Genomic DNA, 16,352 nt, shown 5'->3' on the forward strand with positions numbered 1-16,352 from the left:
TCATTCAATTATAAACAAAGTTTCATCGACGGGCAATGCTTGGTGCGCGACGCCACAGACGGCCGGCGCGCCATGGGCCAGCATACGGCTAGCCATCAGCCGAGGAGCACCATGGATTTCCCTACCAGACACCTGACCCAGCCATTGCCTTACGACCCGTCCTATGAAGTGCCGGAGGAAGGCGAGGCCGACACCATTGCCGGACTCATCGAGTCTATCCACGAGATCGCCGCCACGGTCGACCACGACACCGGCCACGCCCGCCGCGGCGTGCACGCCAAGAGCCACGGCCTGCTGCGCGGCGAGCTGCGCGTGTTGCCCAACCTGCCGCCGGATTACGCCCAAGGCCTGTTCGGCCACCCGGGCGGCGCCCGGCCGGCGGTGCTGCGGCTGTCGACCACGCCGGGCGACATGCTGGACGACAAGGTGTCGACGCCGCGCGGCATGGCCATCAAGCTCATCGGCGTGCCGGGCGCGCGCCTGGCCGACGGCGTCGGCGACGTGACGCAGGACTTCGTCATGGTCAACGGCCCGACCTTTCTGGCGCCCACCGCCCGGCAGTTCCACGGCAGCCTGAAGCTGCTGGCCGCCACCACCGACAAGGCGCCCGGCCTGAAGAAGGTGCTGTCGGGCGCGCTGCGCGGCGTCGAGAAAGTGGTGGAGGCGGTCGGCGCCGACAGCCCGACGCTGAAAGGCCTGGGCGGCCACCCGGCCACCCATCCGCTCGGCGAGACCTTCTTCACCGTGGCGCCGGTTTTGTACGGCCGCTACATGGCCAAGCTGTCGCTGGCGCCGGTGTCGCCGGAACTGCTGGCGCTGAAGGACCAGCCGGTCGACCTGGACCACAAGCCGAACGGGCTGCGCGCGGCGGTGGTCGACTTCATGACCGAGCACGGCGCCGAGTGGGAGCTGCGCGTGCAGCTGTGCACCGACCTGGCCAGCATGCCGATCGAGGACGCCTCGGTCGAGTGGCAGGCGCCGTGGATACCGGTGGCGCGCCTGCGCGCCGAGCCGCAGGCCGGCTGGACCCACGGGCTGTCGGTGCTGGTCGATGACGGCATGCAGTTCAATCCCTGGCATTGCATCGCCGACCACCGGCCGCTCGGTTCCGTCATGCGCGTGCGGCGCGCGGTGTACGCGGCCTCGGCCCGCTTCCGCGCCGAGCGCAACGGCGCGCCGCTGGCCGAGCCGCACGACCTGGCGCAGTGGCGCGAACACGGCTGACCGTTGCCTCCACGGCCGCGCCCGCGCGGCCTTTCTATTGTGCGCCGTCGTACGCTGCAGTTGCTAAGATCTGGCTTTCTGATTTGGAAACCATCATGCTGGCACCGTCCGTCACGCCTTTTCCCACCCCGCAGTCGCCGCGTTTCATCGGCGCCGGCACGCCGATGCGCGCGCTGGTGCAGGCGCATCGCTGGGAGGAAACGCCGCTGGGCGCCATCGCCCACTGGCCGGCCGCGCTGCGTGCGGCGGTCAGCATCGTCATGCACGCCGTGCAGCCGATGTTCCTGTGGTGGGGCGAGGAGCTGACGCAGATCTACAACGACGCCTACGTGCCGTGCTTCGGCGTCGGCAAGCATCCGGCCGCGCTGGGGCAGGCCGGGCGAAAATGCTGGCCGGAGACCTGGGCCATCATCGGCCCGCAGATCGAGGCGGTGCGCCAGGGCCGCGAGCCGCGCTGGTACGCCGACAACCTGGTGCCGATGTGGCGCAACGGCCGCATCGAAGATGTGTACTGGAGCTATACCTACACGCCGGTGTTCGACGAGCACGACCAGGTCGGCGGCGTGCTGGTGGTGTGCAGCGAAACCACGGCGCAGGTGCTGGCCGAGCGCCGCCGCCACACGCTGGACCTGCTGGCGCGGCGCCTGCTCGGTTGCCGCGACGAGGCCGACGTGCGCGCCGCCGTCGCCCGCGCGGTGCTCGACAATCCGGGCGACCTGGTGGGCGTGACCCTGCTCAGCGGCGGCGAGGACGCCGCCCGCCCCGGCGCCGACCTGCTGGTGATACGCGGCGCCGACCTGCAGCTGTGCGCCGAGCTGGCGCTGGCCTTCGAGTTGTCGCCGCGGCTGCCGCTGGACGGCGTCTACCGCCAGTTCCTGGAACAGTTCACCGCCACCGTGTGCGCCACGCTGAGCCGGCTGCAAAGCGACCGCGCGCTGGCGCGGGCCATGGCCGAGAGCGAACGGCTGAACACCGATCTCAACCTCAGTTCGCGCATCAAGGATGAATTCCTCGCCATGCTCGGCCACGAACTGCGCAATCCGCTGGCGCCGATCGTCACCGCGCTCAAGCTGATGAAGCTGCGCAAGCCGGACAGCGAGACCGTGCACGAGCAGGAGGTGATACAGCGCCAGGTCGACCACCTGGTGCGGCTGGTCGACGACCTGCTCGACGTCTCGCGCATCGCCAGCGGCAAGGTCGAGTTGCGCAAGGAGACGGTGGCGCTGGCCGACGTGCTGAACCGGGCGATCGAGATGGCCAGCCCGCTGCTCGAGCAGAAGCAGCACCGGCTGCTGGTGGACGTGCCGACCGTGCGCTGGCGCGGCGACCCGGCGCGGCTGGCGCAGGTGGTGTCCAACCTGCTGAGCAACGCGGCGCGCTACACGCCGGCCGGCGGCCACGTCACGCTGGCCACGCGCGTCAAGGGCGCCACGGTGCAAATCCAGGTGACCGATGACGGCAACGGCATTGCGCCGCAGCTGCTGCCGCACATCTTCGACCTGTTCGTGCAGGGCAACCGTCAGCTGGACCGCGCCAAGGGCGGCCTCGGCATCGGGCTGGCGCTGGTGCGCAACCTGGTGCAGATGCATGGCGGCGAAGTCAGCGCCTACAGCGCCGGCGCCGGGCGCGGCAGCACCTTCACCATCACGCTGCCGGACTCGGTGATCGGCGCCGACGAGCCGGCGGCGGCCGCCAGCGACGCCGCGCCGGCGCTGGCGCTGGCGCAGGGCAGCGGCGCCCGCGTGCTGGTGGTGGACGACAACCAGGACGCCGCCGACTCGCTCAGCGAACTGCTGGCGGCGCTCGGCTACCGCACCAGCGTGGCCTACGACCCGGTGCAGGCCATCGCCCAGGCCGGCGGCAGCATGCCGGAGGTGGCCATCCTCGACATCGGCCTGCCCGGCATGGACGGCTTCGAACTGGCCGGCCACCTGCGCAAACTGCCGGGCGGCGAGGCGCTGAAGCTGGTGGCGCTGTCGGGCTACGGCCAGGAAAACGACAAGTCGCGCAGCCGCCAGGCCGGCTTCGCCGCCCACCTTGTCAAGCCGATCAATATCGCCGACCTGCAGATTTCGCTATCATAGGGGCCCGTCACCGCGAAAGGACTGCCTTGATCTCTCCGCTGGAAATCGCCGCCAACGCCGTCATGGCGCTTTCCATCGTGCTGGCCGGACGCAACAACATCCATTCCTGGTCGCTGGGCGTCATCGGCTGCGTGCTGTTCGCCTGGCTGTTCTACAGCGTCAACCTGTATGCCGACGTCGCGCTGCAACTGTTCTTCATCGTCACCTGCGTGATCGGCTGGCTGCAATGGCGGCGTGGCGCCGGCGGCGCACCGCTGCCGATCACCAGCGTGCCGGCGCGCGCGCTGGGCTGGATGGCCGCCACCGGCCTGGCCGCCAGCGCCGCCTACGGCCTGATGCTGCAGGCCTATACCAACGCCTATGCGCCGTTCATCGATTCCGCCGTGCTGATGTTTTCCGTCATCGCCCAGCTGCTGCTGATGGGGCGGCGGCTCGACACCTGGCCGTTCTGGCTGCTGGTGAACACGGTCTCGGTGCCGCTGTACGCCAGCCGCGGCCTGTACCTGACGGCGCTGCTGTACGCCGGCTACTGGATCAACGCGCTGGCCTCGTGGTGGTTCTGGCGCCGCCAGATGCGCGCGCAGTCCGCCTAGGATTTCTTCTGGATCGCCTGGCGGTAGGCGGTCGGCGTCACGCCCATGCGTTCGCGGAAGGCGGTGGCGAAGTTGCCGGCGTTGTTGAAGCCGATCAGCAGGGCGATGTCCTGCACGTCGATATCGGTGTCCTTGAGTAGCTCCTCGCCGCGCCGGATGCGTTCCTCGCGGATGAAGCCGAACACCGTCATGCCGGTCTGTTCGCGGAACACCTGCGACAGCTTTTCGCGGTAGGTGCCGACGCTGCGCGCGATCTCGGCCAGGCCGGGCAGCGCCGCCAGGTTGTCCGAGATCAGGCGCCGGACGGCGTTCACCAGCACCGTGTCCGGATCGCTTTCGGGCTCCGGCGCGGCCGCCGCGTCGCCGTCGGCGGGCGGCGCGGCGTGCTGGCGTTTGGCCAGGTTCAGGTGCACCTGGATGCGCGCGGCCAGCTCGCCCGGCGAAAACGGCTTGGACACGTAGTCGACGCCGCCGATCGACAGGCCGAGGATGCGGTCGTCGTCGGCGTCGGCGCCGCTGAGGAAAATCACCGGAATGTCCTGTGTTGCCGGGTTGGCCTTGAGCAGGCGGCAGGCGGTGTAGCCGTCCATGTTCGGCATGCGCACATCGAGCAGGATCAGGTCCGGGTGCTGCGCCAGCGCCAGCTGGTAACCCTGCAGGCCGTTGAAGGCCACCGACACCTTGTACGGCAGCTCGCTCAGCAAATCCGCCAGCAGGCGCTGCTCAAATGCGGAGTCATCCACGATGAGAATCTTGGAACGGCTGCTTTCAAGGGGGTTTGCATGGTGGCCCCGGAAATTTGGTTGATAAAATTTTATCACTCCCTGTTGCGTATTATGCCTATCTTTTGAATATTTTTGATAGTTTTCTACGCTTGCAGAACAGTTGTCTCTTCTTCCAAAAGCATGCTTTTTTAAATCCTTAATAATGGAATCGAGTGTTGATATTTGGCAACCGGAGGCTGGATTGGCTGGGATGCGCACACGAATAACCGCAGGGCTGATGACCGCGTCGCTGGCGTTGCCGGCGGCGGCGGCCAATTTGCAGATTTCGCCGGTGATGGTGCACCTGCGCGCCGGCCAGGGCGCCAGCGGCATCACCATGCAGAACCTGGGCGAGACGCCGGTGTACGGCCAGGTGCGGATCTACCAATGGGAGCAAAAGAGGGCGACGACGTGCTGACGCCGACGGCCGATGTGGTGGCCAGCCCGCCGATCATCCAGATCGGGCCGAAGAGCAGCCAGATGATACGGTTGATACGGCGCAGCGAGCAATTGCCGGCCGGCGAGCTGACCTACCGCATCCTGATCGACGAGATCCCCAAGGACGACGGCCCCGCCAGCGGCGTCGACATCCGCCTGCGCTATTCGGTGCCGCTGTTCGTGCTGCCGGCCGACGAGCAGCGCGCGGCGCCGGTGCTGGCGTGGGCGGTGTACAAGAAAGATGGTTTCTGGATGTTGCGAGTCCACAACAGCGGCAACCAGCGTGCACAGATCGGCGCGCTGAAGCTGAGCAACGCGGCCGGCAAGGAGTTCGATATCGCGCCGGGCCTGTTTGGCTACGTGTTGGCGGACCGGACGCGTGAATGGCGCTTGCCCACGCCTGGCGATGCCGATCTGAACGGGACGTTGGCGGTCAAGGCCAACATCAACACCCGTCCCCTGACCGCCAGCACCGTGGCCAAGGTGGACTAGCCGGCATGCGGCGCCGGCTGGCCTGGTGGTGCTTGCTGACATGGTGGTGCATGGCTGGCGTGCTGGCGCAGACGCCGCCGGCGCCGCCGCCGCAGGATGAAGAATTATTTCTGGAGGTAACCTTGAACGGCGAAGCGACCGGCCTGATACTGCGTTTCACCCGCGGCCAGCAAGCGGGCCTGCGCAGTACCGTGCAGAACCTGCGCGAGCTCGAACTCGACCCCAGGCTGTTTGGCGTCGACGGCCGCGAGGAGGTCGAGCTCGACCAGGTCAAGGGCCTGAGCTACACCTATGACGCGGCGCGCCAGGCGATCGCGCTGCGCGTCGACGATGCGCTGCGCGCGCCGATCGAAGTGGCGGCGCGCACCGTGCGCAAGCCGGGCACGGCCAGCGTCACGCCGGGCGCGCTGATCAACTACGACGTGTTTACCCAGATGGGCCGCAACCGCAGCACCTCGGTGTTCAACGAGCTGCGCTATTTCAACGCCAGCGGCGTGCTGACCAGCACCGGCATCTACAACCACAGCGCGCAGGTGCGCCAGTTCACCCGCTTCGACACGGCCTGGGTGCACTCGGACCCGGACACCCTGGAAACCTGGCAGGTGGGCGACCTGATCTCGTCCTCGCTCACATGGTCGCGCTCGCTGCGCATGGGCGGCGTGCAGTGGCGCCGCAGCTTCGACCTGCGGCCGGACCTGCTGACCTTCCCGACCGCCGCGCTGGGCGGCTCGGCGGTGGTGCCGAGCGCGGTCAGCCTGTACATCAACGGCGTGCGCCAGGTCGAGACGGCGGTGCCGTCCGGGCCGTTCGTGATCAACCAGGTGGCCGGCCTCAACGGCGCCGGCCAGGCCACGCTGATCACCCGCGACGCCGCCGGCCGCGCGGTGGCCACCAATGTGCCGCTGTACGTCGACACCCGCATGCTGGCCGAGGGCCTGGTCGATTACTCGGTGGAACTGGGCATGCTGCGGCGTAACTACGCCACCGCCTCGTTCGACTACGCGCGGGCGCCGGTCGTCAGCGGCTCGCTGCGGCGCGGCCTTAGTAACAGCTTCACGCTGGAAGCGCACGGCGAGGCCGGGCGCGGCCTGGTCAACGGCGGCGCCGGCCTGCTGTGGCGGCTTGGCCAGCGCGGCGTCGTCAGCGCCGCGCTGGCGGCCAGCGGCGGCAGCAGCAACGGCGCGCCGGCCAGGGGCGCGCAGGCGTTGCTGGGCTATCAGTACATCAGCGCCGGCTACAGCATCGACCTGCAATCGCAGCGCGCCTCGGCCCGCTACAGCGACCTCGGCACCGCCGAGGGCGCGCCGGTGGTGCGCGCCAGCGACCGCATCAATCTCGGCATGGCGCTGCCGGGCGGCCAGGGCCTCAGCGTCAGCGCGGTCAGCCTGCGGGCGCCGCTGCTGCCGCCGGCGCGCGTGGTGGCGCTCAACTATTCGGCCTCGCTCGGCCTCGGCTTGTACCTGAGCGTGAGCGCCTTCCGCGACCTGCGCGACGACAATGCGCGCGGCGTCTACTTCAGCCTCAGCGGCAGCTTCGGCGACCGCATCTCGGCCAGCGCCAGCCGCAACCGCCAGGGCAATGCGCGCTCGACCACCTACACAATGGCGCGCTCGGCCGATTATGGCGGCGGCTTCGGCTGGGGCCTGCAGGCGACGCAGAGCGACGGCGCGCGCGTGCGCCAGGCGCAGCTGACCTATCTGGGCAACTATGGCCAGGTCACCGGCTACACGCTCGACAGCGACGGCGCGCGCACCTCGTCGGTGGACGTGGCCGGCTCGCTGGTGCTGATGGACGGCAGCGTCCACCCGGCGCGCCAGGTCGGCGCCGGCTTCGGCCTGGTGTCCACCGACGGCGTCGGCGGCGTCCCGGTGCTGCAGGAAAACCAGGTCATCGGCCAGACCAGCGGCAGCGGCTACCTGCTGGTGCCGAACCTGACGCCGTACCTGCAAAACGCCGTCGGCATCGACATCACCCGCCTGCCGCTGGACGCGCGCATCGCCAGCCGCAGCCAGAGCGTGGTGCCGGCGCGCCTGTCGGGCGTGCTGGTGCGCTTCCCGGTGGAAAAGTACGAGGCTGCCAGCGTGATCCTGCACGACGCCGCCGGCAAGCCGCTGGCGGCCGGCACCGAGGTGCGCCACATGGAAACCGGCGCCAGCACCGTGGTGGGGTTCGACGGCGTGGCCTTTATCGACCACCTGCAGCCGCGCAATGTGCTGCACGCCACCGTCGGCGAGGTGCCGTGCGTGATCGAGTTCAGCTACGTGGCCGACCCGGCCCATCCGCTGGGGACGCTGGGACCGTTTTCCTGCAAGGGAGTGCAATGATGCCGCCGCGCCGCTGGCTCATATGGCTGGGAATGCTGCTGGCGCTGGCCTGCGGCCGGCGCGCGCCGACGATTGCACGGTGGCCCAGACCAATCTGGTGTTCCCCTCGGTCAGTTCGATCAGTACCAGCGACGTCTACGTCAACGGCAACTTCAAGGTGACCTGCACCTGGACCAGCTTCCTGGCCGGGCTGCTGTTTCCCAACGCCACCGTGTGCCTGTATCTCGGCGGCGGCTCCGGCAACAGCAGCGCCAATGCGACCATCCCGCGCCAGCTGCTCAGCGGCAGCAAGCGTGTCAATTACAACCTGTACACCGACACCAGCTACTCGGCGGCCAAGGTGTGGGGCGGCTGGGCCGGCAGCGACACCGCCGCCAACGTCATCTCGTTTACGCTGACCAAGAGCGACAACGTGGTCGGCGCGCTGACGCGCGACGTCAACATCTACGGCAAGCTCAACGCCGACGCCACGCTGTCGTCGATGAACGTGGGGCCGGATGACTTGACCTTTTCCTCGTCGTTCGGCGGCGGCAGCGTGCTGATGCGTTTCATGTTTTTCCTGACCGGCACCGGCAACTGCCTGCTGGGCACGTCGGTCGCGATGCCGTTCAACGTCGAGGCCAAGGTCATCAACGATTGCACGATCACGGTCGGCAACCTGGTGTTCCCCGATTCGTCGCTGCTGACCAGCGCGGTGCGCAGCACCACCTCGCTGAGCACCCGCTGCAGCCTGAACACGCCGTACAAGGTCACGTTTGACAAGGGCAAGGCCAGCGGCGCCGCCGTCGCCGCGCGGAAAATGACGGGCGGGCCGACCAATGAGCTGGTGGCGTATCGGATTTCCAACACCCTGGATGGCGTCAGTCTCGGCGATGGCAGCAGCGGCACGGCGGTCATTGCCGACACCGGCACCGGCAGCACGCAGACGCGGACGATTTACGGGCTGGTGCCGGCGCAGACCACGCCGTCTCCGGGGGATTACAAGGATTCGGTATTGGCGACCGTGTCGTTCTGAACGGCGCGCCGGGCGGGGGGATTAGAAGGTGATGGTCCACTCGCCGTTGGCGGCTTGCTGGCGTTGCGCGGTCGCTTGCGCGTCGCGGCTGTTCGATGCGGCGGCCTGGTCGGCGTTGCGGGTCAGCTGGTAAGGCGTTTTCAGCTGGCAGGCGACGGCTGGCGCCGGCTTGGCGGCCTTGCTGTCGCTGGCGGCGTCAGTGGCGGTTTGCACGTTGCAGGACTCTTTCACTTCAAAGCTGACCTGCATCGACGCGGACGCGGTTTTGCCGGCGGCGCTGGCGATCAGTGGCAGGCTGAACAGAACGATGGCGAGGGCTTTGGTAAAAGTTTTCATCTTCACACGTGGTTGAGGTGCGTAGCTTTTTGGTTGGGAGGCTACGTTATCCGGGTAGCCAACCATCAAGAGAAGTTGATCTACAGGAAGAATTTTATCCTGAAGAAACAATCTCTCGAATGTTCACATTTTACACGGAAATTTACGTGTGGAAATTTAGTGATTTTTGGAGAGTTTTTGGTGTGGCGTTTTGGCCTAAGGTGGAGGGAAAAAACCGGCCGGAAAATAAGGTTTTTCATAGGAGAAAGTTGTGAAACCGAAGGGTAGAAAAGGAGACGAAATTGAAGCTTGAAAATACACACATTGTCACAGCAGTGCCATCACCTAAAAAAGTCACACTTTCTTGCGTCCAACATGCAAGTCACTCAGTCTGAAGGCGTCGCGCGCTGACGCATTTTGTTGATAACCTGACATAGAGGAGTAGCAAAATGAAACATACCGACTTTGGCAGCATGCCGTGCCCGATCGCCCGCAGCCTGGGAAAGGTGGGCGAATGGTGGAGCATCCTGATCCTGCGCGACGCTTTCTACGGCCTGACGCGCTTCGACGAATTTGAAAAAAGCCTGAAGATTGCCCCGAATATGCTGACCCGCCGCCTGGCCGGGCTGGTCGAGGGGGCCTGATGGAGCGTCGCCAGTACAGCACCCGTCCGCCGCGCTATGAATATGTATTGACCAAGGCGGGCCGGGACTTCAAGCCGGTGCTGCTGGCCTTCGTGGCCTGGGGCAACGATCACCTGGCGCCGGAGGGCGCCAGCCTGCTGGTGGTCAGCCGCGAGACCGGCAAGCCGGCCGACCAGGTGCTGGTGGACGCCAACAGCGGCCTGGCCATCAACGACGAGGACTATATGTTCGCGCCCGGCCCGGCTGCCACCGAGGTCATGCGCTCGCGCCTGATCCAGATCAACCAGCAGCCCAACGCCTAGCGCTAGCACGGTGCAAGCCAGCGGCGCTGCGGCGCCGCTTTTTTCCTGGTCGAATGGTGCGGCGGCCGCCGGCGCTGCTGCCCGAGAATGGGGGCACACCAACCGGGAGGATCTTATGAACAAACTCATCTATGGCGCCGTGCTGGCGCTGCTGGCCGGCGCCGCCGTCGCGCAATCGCTGGCCAAGGGCGACCAGCAAATCCTGGCCGACCTGGCCGAAGCCAATATTGCCGAGGTGGCCACCGCGCGGATCGCGCTGCAAAAGGGCCAGTCGGCCGAGGTGAAGAAATTTGCCCAGCAGATGGTGGACGACCACAGCAAGGGCTTGCAGGAGGTGCAGCAGGTCGCGCAGGCGAAAAATGTCACGCTGCCGACCGAACCCAACGCCAGGCACAAGCAGGCCGCCGCGCACCTGAACAGCCTGTCCGGCGCAGCCTTCGACCGGGCCTACCTGGACAACGCCGGCGTCAAGGACCATCAGGAGGCCCACGGCAAGGTGACGGCGGCGCAGCAGCAGGCCAAGGATCCCGAGGTCAAGGCGCTGGCGGCCAGGCTGCAACCGGTGATCGACCGCCATTTGCAAACCGTGCAAGCTTTAGTTTCAGACAAGCGCTGACCCGCCTCGCTAGCATGCCGGTAGTTTCCAATCGGCATTAAAAATGCTTTGATATCAGGCACTTAAAGCGGCTGTGCAAGCCCGTCTGCAAACTGTGGAATAATGCGGTAGCAGCGCAACGGCGCGCTGCGGTTACACAGCAGAGGATAGTCATTTGGTGGACATGTTTGCGCTCGACGACGAGCTGGCGCGATGGGATGCGGCATTGCCTGAAGTGCAAGGCTCGGAACGCGTGAAGCTGCTGATGACGCTCGCCTGGCATTTGCGCCAGCGCGACCCTGCGCGCGCCCAGCAGTTGTCCGCCGAGCTGGCCCCGCTGCTGGCATCGCTGGCGCCGGACGCCGCACTGGTGCAGCGTGCGCGCCAGCGCCTGATCTGCGCCGAGCCGGCCTGGCTGCACGGCGAACTCGACACCGCGCACCACCACGCTGAGCAAGCCCTGCTGCTGTGCCGGCAGGCGGCCGCCACCTTGCCGGCCGCCGCTGCCGCCTGCCGCGCCGACGCCTGCTGGATCATGGCCTGGGTGGCCAACGACCGCGGCCTGAGCGCCGACGGCGACAGCTGGCTGCGCCAGGCCGGCGACGCCGCCCGCAGCGCGGCCGATCCGGTCCGCACCGACATCATCGACGCCGCCGCCGGCATCTGCGCCGCCTTCAGCGACGGCCGCGCCGCGCAGCAGCGCTGGGGCCAGCGCTTCGCGCCCGGGTTGGACGGCGTGGCGCCGATCGCCGCCGGCTGGGTCAGCGACTTCTTCGGCACCTGCGCCTTCCAGCGCAGCGAGTACGGCCGCGCCATCGGCCACCTGATGCTGAGTTTTGAAACGGCGCTGACCACCGGCCAGATCCGCCGCGCCATCATCATCGCCACCAATATCGGCAACGGCTTCACCAGCCTCAATGCGCACGACGCGGCGCTGGAATGGATGCAGCGCGGCCTTGACCTGGCGCGCGCCAACGGCTGGCCGCTGAGCATCGGCATGTGCCTGATGCAGACCGCCGAAACGCTGCGCCAGCTGGGTCAGCGCGAGGCGGCGCAAAGCCTGCTGCGCGAGGCGCTGACCACGCTGGCGCCGCTGTCCGGCTCGCGCGCCTATGCGGTGGCGCTGGAGTACCAGGGCGACCTGGCGCTGGACCTCGGCAACCACGTGGCGGCGCTCGACAGCTTCAGCCGCCTGGCCGCGCGCGGCGACGCCTTGTGCCAGATCGATTTCCAGAGCAGCGCGCGGCGCGGCCAGGCGCACGCGCTGTCGCACCTGGCGCGGCCGCGGGAAGCGCTCGATGCGGCGCAGGCCGCGCTGGCGCTGGCGCAGGAGCACGGCGACGCTTCGGGCCAGATCGCCGCGCTGAATGTGCTGGCCGATATCCATGCGCGCCACGCCTTGCCCGGCCCGGCGCTGATGATGGCGCCCAACGCCGTGCTGCATTACCTTCAGCTGGCGCTGGAGATCGCCGCCACCATCGAGGGCTACACCGTGCCGGGCGCGCTGCTGGACGCGGCCGCGCGCGAGTACGCGGCCATCGGCGACTACCAGCGCGCCTACAATATCGCGCTGCGCGCCAACGCCGCGCGCGACCAGACGCATAGCAAGGAAGCCACCAACCGCGCCATCGCCATGCAGGTGCAGTATCAGACCGAGCGCGCGCAAACCGAGGGCGAGCATCACCGCCAGCTGGCGGCGGCCGAAGCGCAGCGCGCCGAGGTGCTGCAACAGACCAGCGCCACGCTGGAACACCTGAGCGCCATCGGCCAGGAGATCACCGCGCACCTGGACGCGGCGGCGGTGTTCCGCGCGCTGGACCGCCACGTGCATGGCCTGCTGGATGCGACCCACTTCTCGATTTTCCTGTTGCAGCCGGACGGCGAATCGCTGGTGTGCGAATTCGGCATCGAGGCCGGCAAGGCGCTGCCGCGCGTGCGCATCGATGCCGCCGATCCGAACGCCAACACGGCGCGCTGCCTGCGCGAGCGCCGCGAGATTCTGGTGCAGCTGGACGAGCAGGGCACTACGCCCAACCTGATCCCCGGCACGCTGCCGACTTTGAGCCTGCTGTTTGCGCCGCTGCGCGTGGGCGAGCGTGTGCTGGGCGTGATGACGGTGCAGTCGCTGCTGGCGCATTCGTATGGCGAGCGTGAACGGCTGATCTTCCGCACGCTGTGCGCCTATGGCGCCATCGCGCTGGATAACGCTAGCGCCTACCGCCAGGTGGCGGCAACCCAGGAACAGCTGCTGGAGAAGAACCTGGAGCTGGAGCGGGCCTACAAGGCGCTGGAGGAAGTGAGCCTGACCGACCAGCTGACCGGCCTGCGCAACCGCCGCTTCTTCCTGCAGAACGTCGACGCCGACGTCGCCATGAGCCTGCGCGGCTACGACGCCGGCCAGCACCGCGCGCTGACCGAGTGCGATCTGCAATCGCCCAAGGACCTGGTGTTCTTCATGGTGGACCTGGACCACTTCAAGGAAGTCAACGACCGTTACGGCCACGCCGCCGGCGATTCGATTCTGGTGCAGATGCAGGAGCGCTTGCGCGAGGTGTTCCGCGAGTCCGATTATGTGATCCGCTGGGGCGGCGAGGAGTTCCTGGTGCTGGCGCGCGCCACCCACCGCGACGAGGCGCCCGGCGTGGCCGAGCGCATGCGCCGCGCGGTGGCCGAGCGCGACTTCGAGCTGCCCGATGGCGTGCGCCTGTCGAAGACTTGTTCGATCGGTTTCGCGTGCTTCCCGTTCCTGCCGGCGCAACCGCGCTTGCTGTCCTGGTCGCAGGTGGTGGAGCTGGCGGACCAGGGCCTGTATATCGCCAAGCGTTCCGGCCGCAATGGCTGGGCGGCGCTGTACAGCACCGCCGCCACGCGCGCCGAGGGCGTGTTCCCGCGTCTGATGCATCGGCTGGACCAGGCGGTGACGGCGGGAGAGGTGCGGCTGGTGTCCAATCTTACCGGGCCGCTGGTGCTGGGCGGCGAGCGTCGCCGCGTCGGTTTGTCGAGTGACCTGGAAACGAACTAATGGACAAGCAACGCTGTAGCTGGGCCAATCCGGCCAACCCGCTGTATCTGGCCTATCACGATACGGAGTGGGGCGTGCCATGTCACGACGAGCGCCGCCTGTTCGAGATGCTGAATCTGGAAGGCGCGCAGGCGGGCCTGAGCTGGGAGACTATCCTCAATAAGCGCGAGCATTATCGCAAGGCGTTCGACCAGTGGGATGCGAAGAAGATCGCGGCGTATGGCCCGGATAAGGTGGCGGAGTTGCTGGCCAATCCGGGCATCGTGCGCAATCGCTTGAAGGTGGCGGCGGCGATTACCAATGCGCAGGCTTACCTGCGCTTGCTGGAGAGCGGCAGCAGCCTGGATAAGCTGTTGTGGTCCTATGTGGGCGGCAAGCCGCTGCCGCGCGGCGAGTGGCCGCGTCCCACCAGGACCGAGCTGTCGGACCGCATTTCGAAGGACCTGGGCAAGCTCGGATTCAAGTTCGTTGGGTCGACGATTATTTATGCGTACATGCAGGGCATCGGCATGGTGGATGACCATGCGCCGGATTGCTTCTGCCGAAAGGCCCGCAAGTGACGATGCGGGTGGTGCTCGACACGGCGTTCTGTGAAGAGCGTTTTGCGGCGGCGCGCGGGCGGGGCGGGCGCTTGCATTTCATCGCGGCGGCGCCTGCGCTGCCCGCGGCTGGAACCATTGCCGATGCGGCGCTGCGCGCCGCGTGGCCGCTCAACGTTCCCGGCTTCCATCGTGTGATTCTCGATGACGACGCAACGCTGGATCTGCTGGTCGGCGCGCTGGATGCGGTGCTGCCGCAAGTGATTGCGCGTGTCGATGAATTCCATCTGGATTCCGGCGTGACGCCGGCGCTGGCGCGCACGCTGGCCAGGCTGGCGGTTCAAGGCGCCACGCTGCATGCCCGCGCGCCCGACGAGGCGCTGGTGTGGGCGCTGACGGCGGCCGGCTTCGCGTGCCGCATCGCTATCAGCAGCACAGCGCAAGCCGCAGCGCTTGAGGCGGGGGCGCCTGGTATTGCGCATGATATCGCGCCGGATATCGCGGCGGTTTATCGCGGCCGCAAGGCGCAGCCGGCGGCGCTGGCGGGGCGTTCGCCAGCGTCCGGCGGGGCGCCGGTGCGGCGCGCGGTGATCGTCGGCGCTGGCGTTGCCGGCTCTGCCGCCGCGCATCGCTTGTGCGCGCGCGGATGGCAGGTGACGTTGATCGAGCGTCACGCGCAACCAGCGCAGGAGGCGTCCGGCAATCTGGCCGGTATCTTCATGCCGCTGCTGTCCAAGGACGACAACATTCCCACGCGCCTGAGCCGCGCCGCGTATCTGTTCGCGCTGCGCGAGTGGCGACGCATGGGCGGCGCGGGCAAGGCTTTCATGGGCGACGATTGCGGCGTGTTGCAACTGGCGCGCGACGAGAAGCACGCCAGGGTGCAGCGCGAGGTGCTGGCGCATTGGAACTACCCGCAGGAGTACGCGCGCTGGGCCGATGCCCAGGAAGCCAGCGCATTGATCGGTGCTGATACGCCGCATGGCGGCTGGCTGTTCGCGCAAGGCGGCTGGGCGCGGCCATCGTCGTTGTGCGAGGCGATGCTGGCGGCGTGTGGCGAGCGGCTGCATCGCGTGTTCTGCACCGAAGCGTTGTCGTTGCAGCGTGTGGATGGAGAATGGCAAGTGCATGGCGCGGATGGCGCGCTGATCGCGCAAGCGCCAACCGCGATCCTCGCCAGCGGCGTCAGCGCAGGCAACATCGGGCAAGCGGCGGAACTGCCGCTATTCAAACTGCGCGGCCAGGTCACCCACCTCCCGGTCGATCCCGCCGCCGCGCCGCGAGACGCCGCGTCATCGGTCGCCGGCCCAGTGGCCGGCGCGCCGCAAGAGGCCTCGCCATCGGTCGCTGGCGCGGTGGCCGTCGTGCCGCAAGAGGGCTCGCCATCGGCCACCGGCCCGGTGAATTTCTCGCCGCGAGATGCCGTGCCATCGGTCGCTGGCGCGGTGCGCAGTGGCGCCGCGTTGCACGGGGCGGCGGCGGCGGTGCCGGGCGCGCCGCGGCCGCCGGTGTTGCCGCTGGTGGTGTGCCGCGAGGCGTATGTGACGCCACCGTCGGGCGGCGTCGTCTGCGCCGGCGCCACGTATGACAATGACGACGATCCGCAGCTGCGCGCCAGCAGCCAGCTGGAAAACCTCACTCGTCTCGCCGAAATCATCCCCGGCGAAGATGTCGCCGCGCTGGCGCACAGCGCCCCGCTGGCTGGCCGCGTGGGCTTCCGCTGCGCCGCGCCGGACCGCCTGCCGCTGGCTGGCGCCTTGCCCGACTACGCCAACGCCGGCCGCCTTGAATTCCTGCCCGACGTGCCGCGTCACGAAGGCCTGTACTGCCTGCTCGGCTACGCCTCCCGAGGCCTGATCTGGGCGCCGCTGATGGCCGAACTGCTGGTCGCCCAGCTCGAACACACGCCGCCGCCACTGGAAGCCGCGCTGGTCGACGCTCTCGATCCCGGCCGCTTCCTGCTCAAGCAGCGCCGCCGCGAACAGTAACGCCAGCGGCGCC

Annotated in this window: 13 protein-coding genes and 1 pseudogene; 12 read left to right on the forward strand and 2 right to left on the reverse strand. The window is 67.8% G+C overall.

The features are described 5' to 3' along the window. The first annotated feature begins 111 nt into the window (after nucleotides 1–111). From ACRQ5J_RS04170 to pnuC, 3 genes are all read left to right on the forward strand, one after another. Nucleotides 112–1,224 carry a catalase family protein gene (locus ACRQ5J_RS04170; protein ID WP_432381257.1) on the forward strand — a complete coding sequence of 371 codons (1,113 nt, stop codon included), beginning with the start codon at nucleotides 112–114 and terminating at the stop codon, nucleotides 1,222–1,224. Nucleotides 1,225–1,319: 95 nt separating this feature from the next. Next, nucleotides 1,320–3,308 carry a hybrid sensor histidine kinase/response regulator gene (locus ACRQ5J_RS04175; RefSeq protein ID WP_432381258.1) on the forward strand — a complete coding sequence of 663 codons (1,989 nt, stop codon included), beginning with the start codon at nucleotides 1,320–1,322 and terminating at the stop codon, nucleotides 3,306–3,308. Nucleotides 3,309–3,334: 26 nt separating this feature from the next. Next, nucleotides 3,335–3,901 (forward strand): nicotinamide riboside transporter PnuC, encoded by a 567-nt coding sequence (gene pnuC / locus ACRQ5J_RS04180; protein ID WP_432381259.1) that lies wholly within the window; start codon nucleotides 3,335–3,337, stop codon nucleotides 3,899–3,901. On the opposite strand, the gene ACRQ5J_RS04185 is transcribed toward pnuC, so the two are convergent. Next, nucleotides 3,898–4,644: a response regulator transcription factor gene (locus ACRQ5J_RS04185; protein ID WP_432381260.1), complete on the reverse strand. Its 747-nt coding sequence runs from the start codon at nucleotides 4,642–4,644 to the stop codon at nucleotides 3,898–3,900. The two genes, pnuC and ACRQ5J_RS04185, sit on opposite strands and share 4 nt — an antisense overlap. A 232-nt stretch (nucleotides 4,645–4,876) precedes the next feature. Between ACRQ5J_RS04185 and ACRQ5J_RS04190 the strand changes: the two genes are divergently transcribed. Genes ACRQ5J_RS04190 through ACRQ5J_RS04205 form a run of 4 tightly spaced genes read left to right on the forward strand, consistent with a single transcriptional unit; the run spans nucleotide 4,877 to nucleotide 8,934 of the window. Beyond that, complete coding sequence (locus ACRQ5J_RS04190; protein WP_432381261.1) at nucleotides 4,877–5,083, forward strand: hypothetical protein; 207 nt, start codon at nucleotides 4,877–4,879, stop codon at nucleotides 5,081–5,083. Continuing rightward, the gene (locus ACRQ5J_RS04195; protein WP_432381262.1) at nucleotides 5,053–5,595 is read left to right on the forward strand and encodes a fimbrial biogenesis chaperone; all 543 of its coding nucleotides are present in this window, start codon (nucleotides 5,053–5,055) and stop codon (nucleotides 5,593–5,595) included. The genes ACRQ5J_RS04190 and ACRQ5J_RS04195 overlap by 31 nt, the downstream gene beginning before the upstream one ends. Nucleotides 5,596–5,600: 5 nt before the next feature. Next, nucleotides 5,601–7,919, forward strand: a complete 2,319-nt coding sequence (locus ACRQ5J_RS04200) for a fimbria/pilus outer membrane usher protein (RefSeq protein ID WP_432381264.1) — start codon at nucleotides 5,601–5,603, stop codon at nucleotides 7,917–7,919. A gap of 22 nt (nucleotides 7,920–7,941) precedes the next feature. After that, entirely contained in the window at nucleotides 7,942–8,934 is a 993-nt protein-coding gene (locus ACRQ5J_RS04205) for a Csu type fimbrial protein (RefSeq protein ID WP_432381266.1), read from the forward strand. 21 nt (nucleotides 8,935–8,955) lie between these two features. On the opposite strand, the gene ACRQ5J_RS04210 is transcribed toward ACRQ5J_RS04205, so the two are convergent. Beyond that, nucleotides 8,956–9,270, reverse strand: a complete 315-nt coding sequence (locus ACRQ5J_RS04210; protein ID WP_432381268.1) for a hypothetical protein — start codon at nucleotides 9,268–9,270, stop codon at nucleotides 8,956–8,958. Between the two features lie 428 nt (nucleotides 9,271–9,698). On the opposite strand from ACRQ5J_RS04210, the pseudogene ACRQ5J_RS04215 reads away from it, so the two are divergent. The 5 genes and pseudogenes from ACRQ5J_RS04215 (at nucleotide 9,699) to mnmC (ending at nucleotide 16,339) form a co-directional block, all read left to right on the forward strand. Then, a pseudogene (locus tag ACRQ5J_RS04215) lies at nucleotides 9,699–10,195 on the forward strand (winged helix-turn-helix transcriptional regulator). 115 nt (nucleotides 10,196–10,310) lie between these two features. Continuing rightward, the gene (locus ACRQ5J_RS04220; RefSeq protein ID WP_432381270.1) at nucleotides 10,311–10,811 is read left to right on the forward strand and encodes a DUF4142 domain-containing protein; all 501 of its coding nucleotides are present in this window, start codon (nucleotides 10,311–10,313) and stop codon (nucleotides 10,809–10,811) included. A 163-nt stretch (nucleotides 10,812–10,974) separates the two neighbouring features. After that, the gene (locus ACRQ5J_RS04225) at nucleotides 10,975–13,812 is read left to right on the forward strand and encodes a diguanylate cyclase (RefSeq protein ID WP_432383579.1); all 2,838 of its coding nucleotides are present in this window, start codon (nucleotides 10,975–10,977) and stop codon (nucleotides 13,810–13,812) included. Continuing rightward, nucleotides 13,812–14,372: a DNA-3-methyladenine glycosylase I gene (locus tag ACRQ5J_RS04230; RefSeq protein WP_432381271.1), complete on the forward strand. Its 561-nt coding sequence runs from the start codon at nucleotides 13,812–13,814 to the stop codon at nucleotides 14,370–14,372. Before ACRQ5J_RS04225 ends, ACRQ5J_RS04230 begins: the two co-directional genes overlap by 1 nt. Beyond that, on the forward strand, nucleotides 14,369–16,339 hold the full coding sequence (gene mnmC, locus ACRQ5J_RS04235; RefSeq protein ID WP_432383580.1) for an FAD-dependent 5-carboxymethylaminomethyl-2-thiouridine(34) oxidoreductase MnmC: 1,971 nt from the start codon (nucleotides 14,369–14,371) through the stop codon (nucleotides 16,337–16,339). Before ACRQ5J_RS04230 ends, mnmC begins: the two co-directional genes overlap by 4 nt. The last annotated feature ends 13 nt before the right edge of the window (nucleotides 16,340–16,352 follow it).

The sequence above is a fragment of the Duganella sp. P38 genome (assembly GCF_050859475.1).
In the GTDB taxonomy this organism is placed as follows: domain Bacteria; phylum Pseudomonadota; class Gammaproteobacteria; order Burkholderiales; family Burkholderiaceae_D; genus Rugamonas.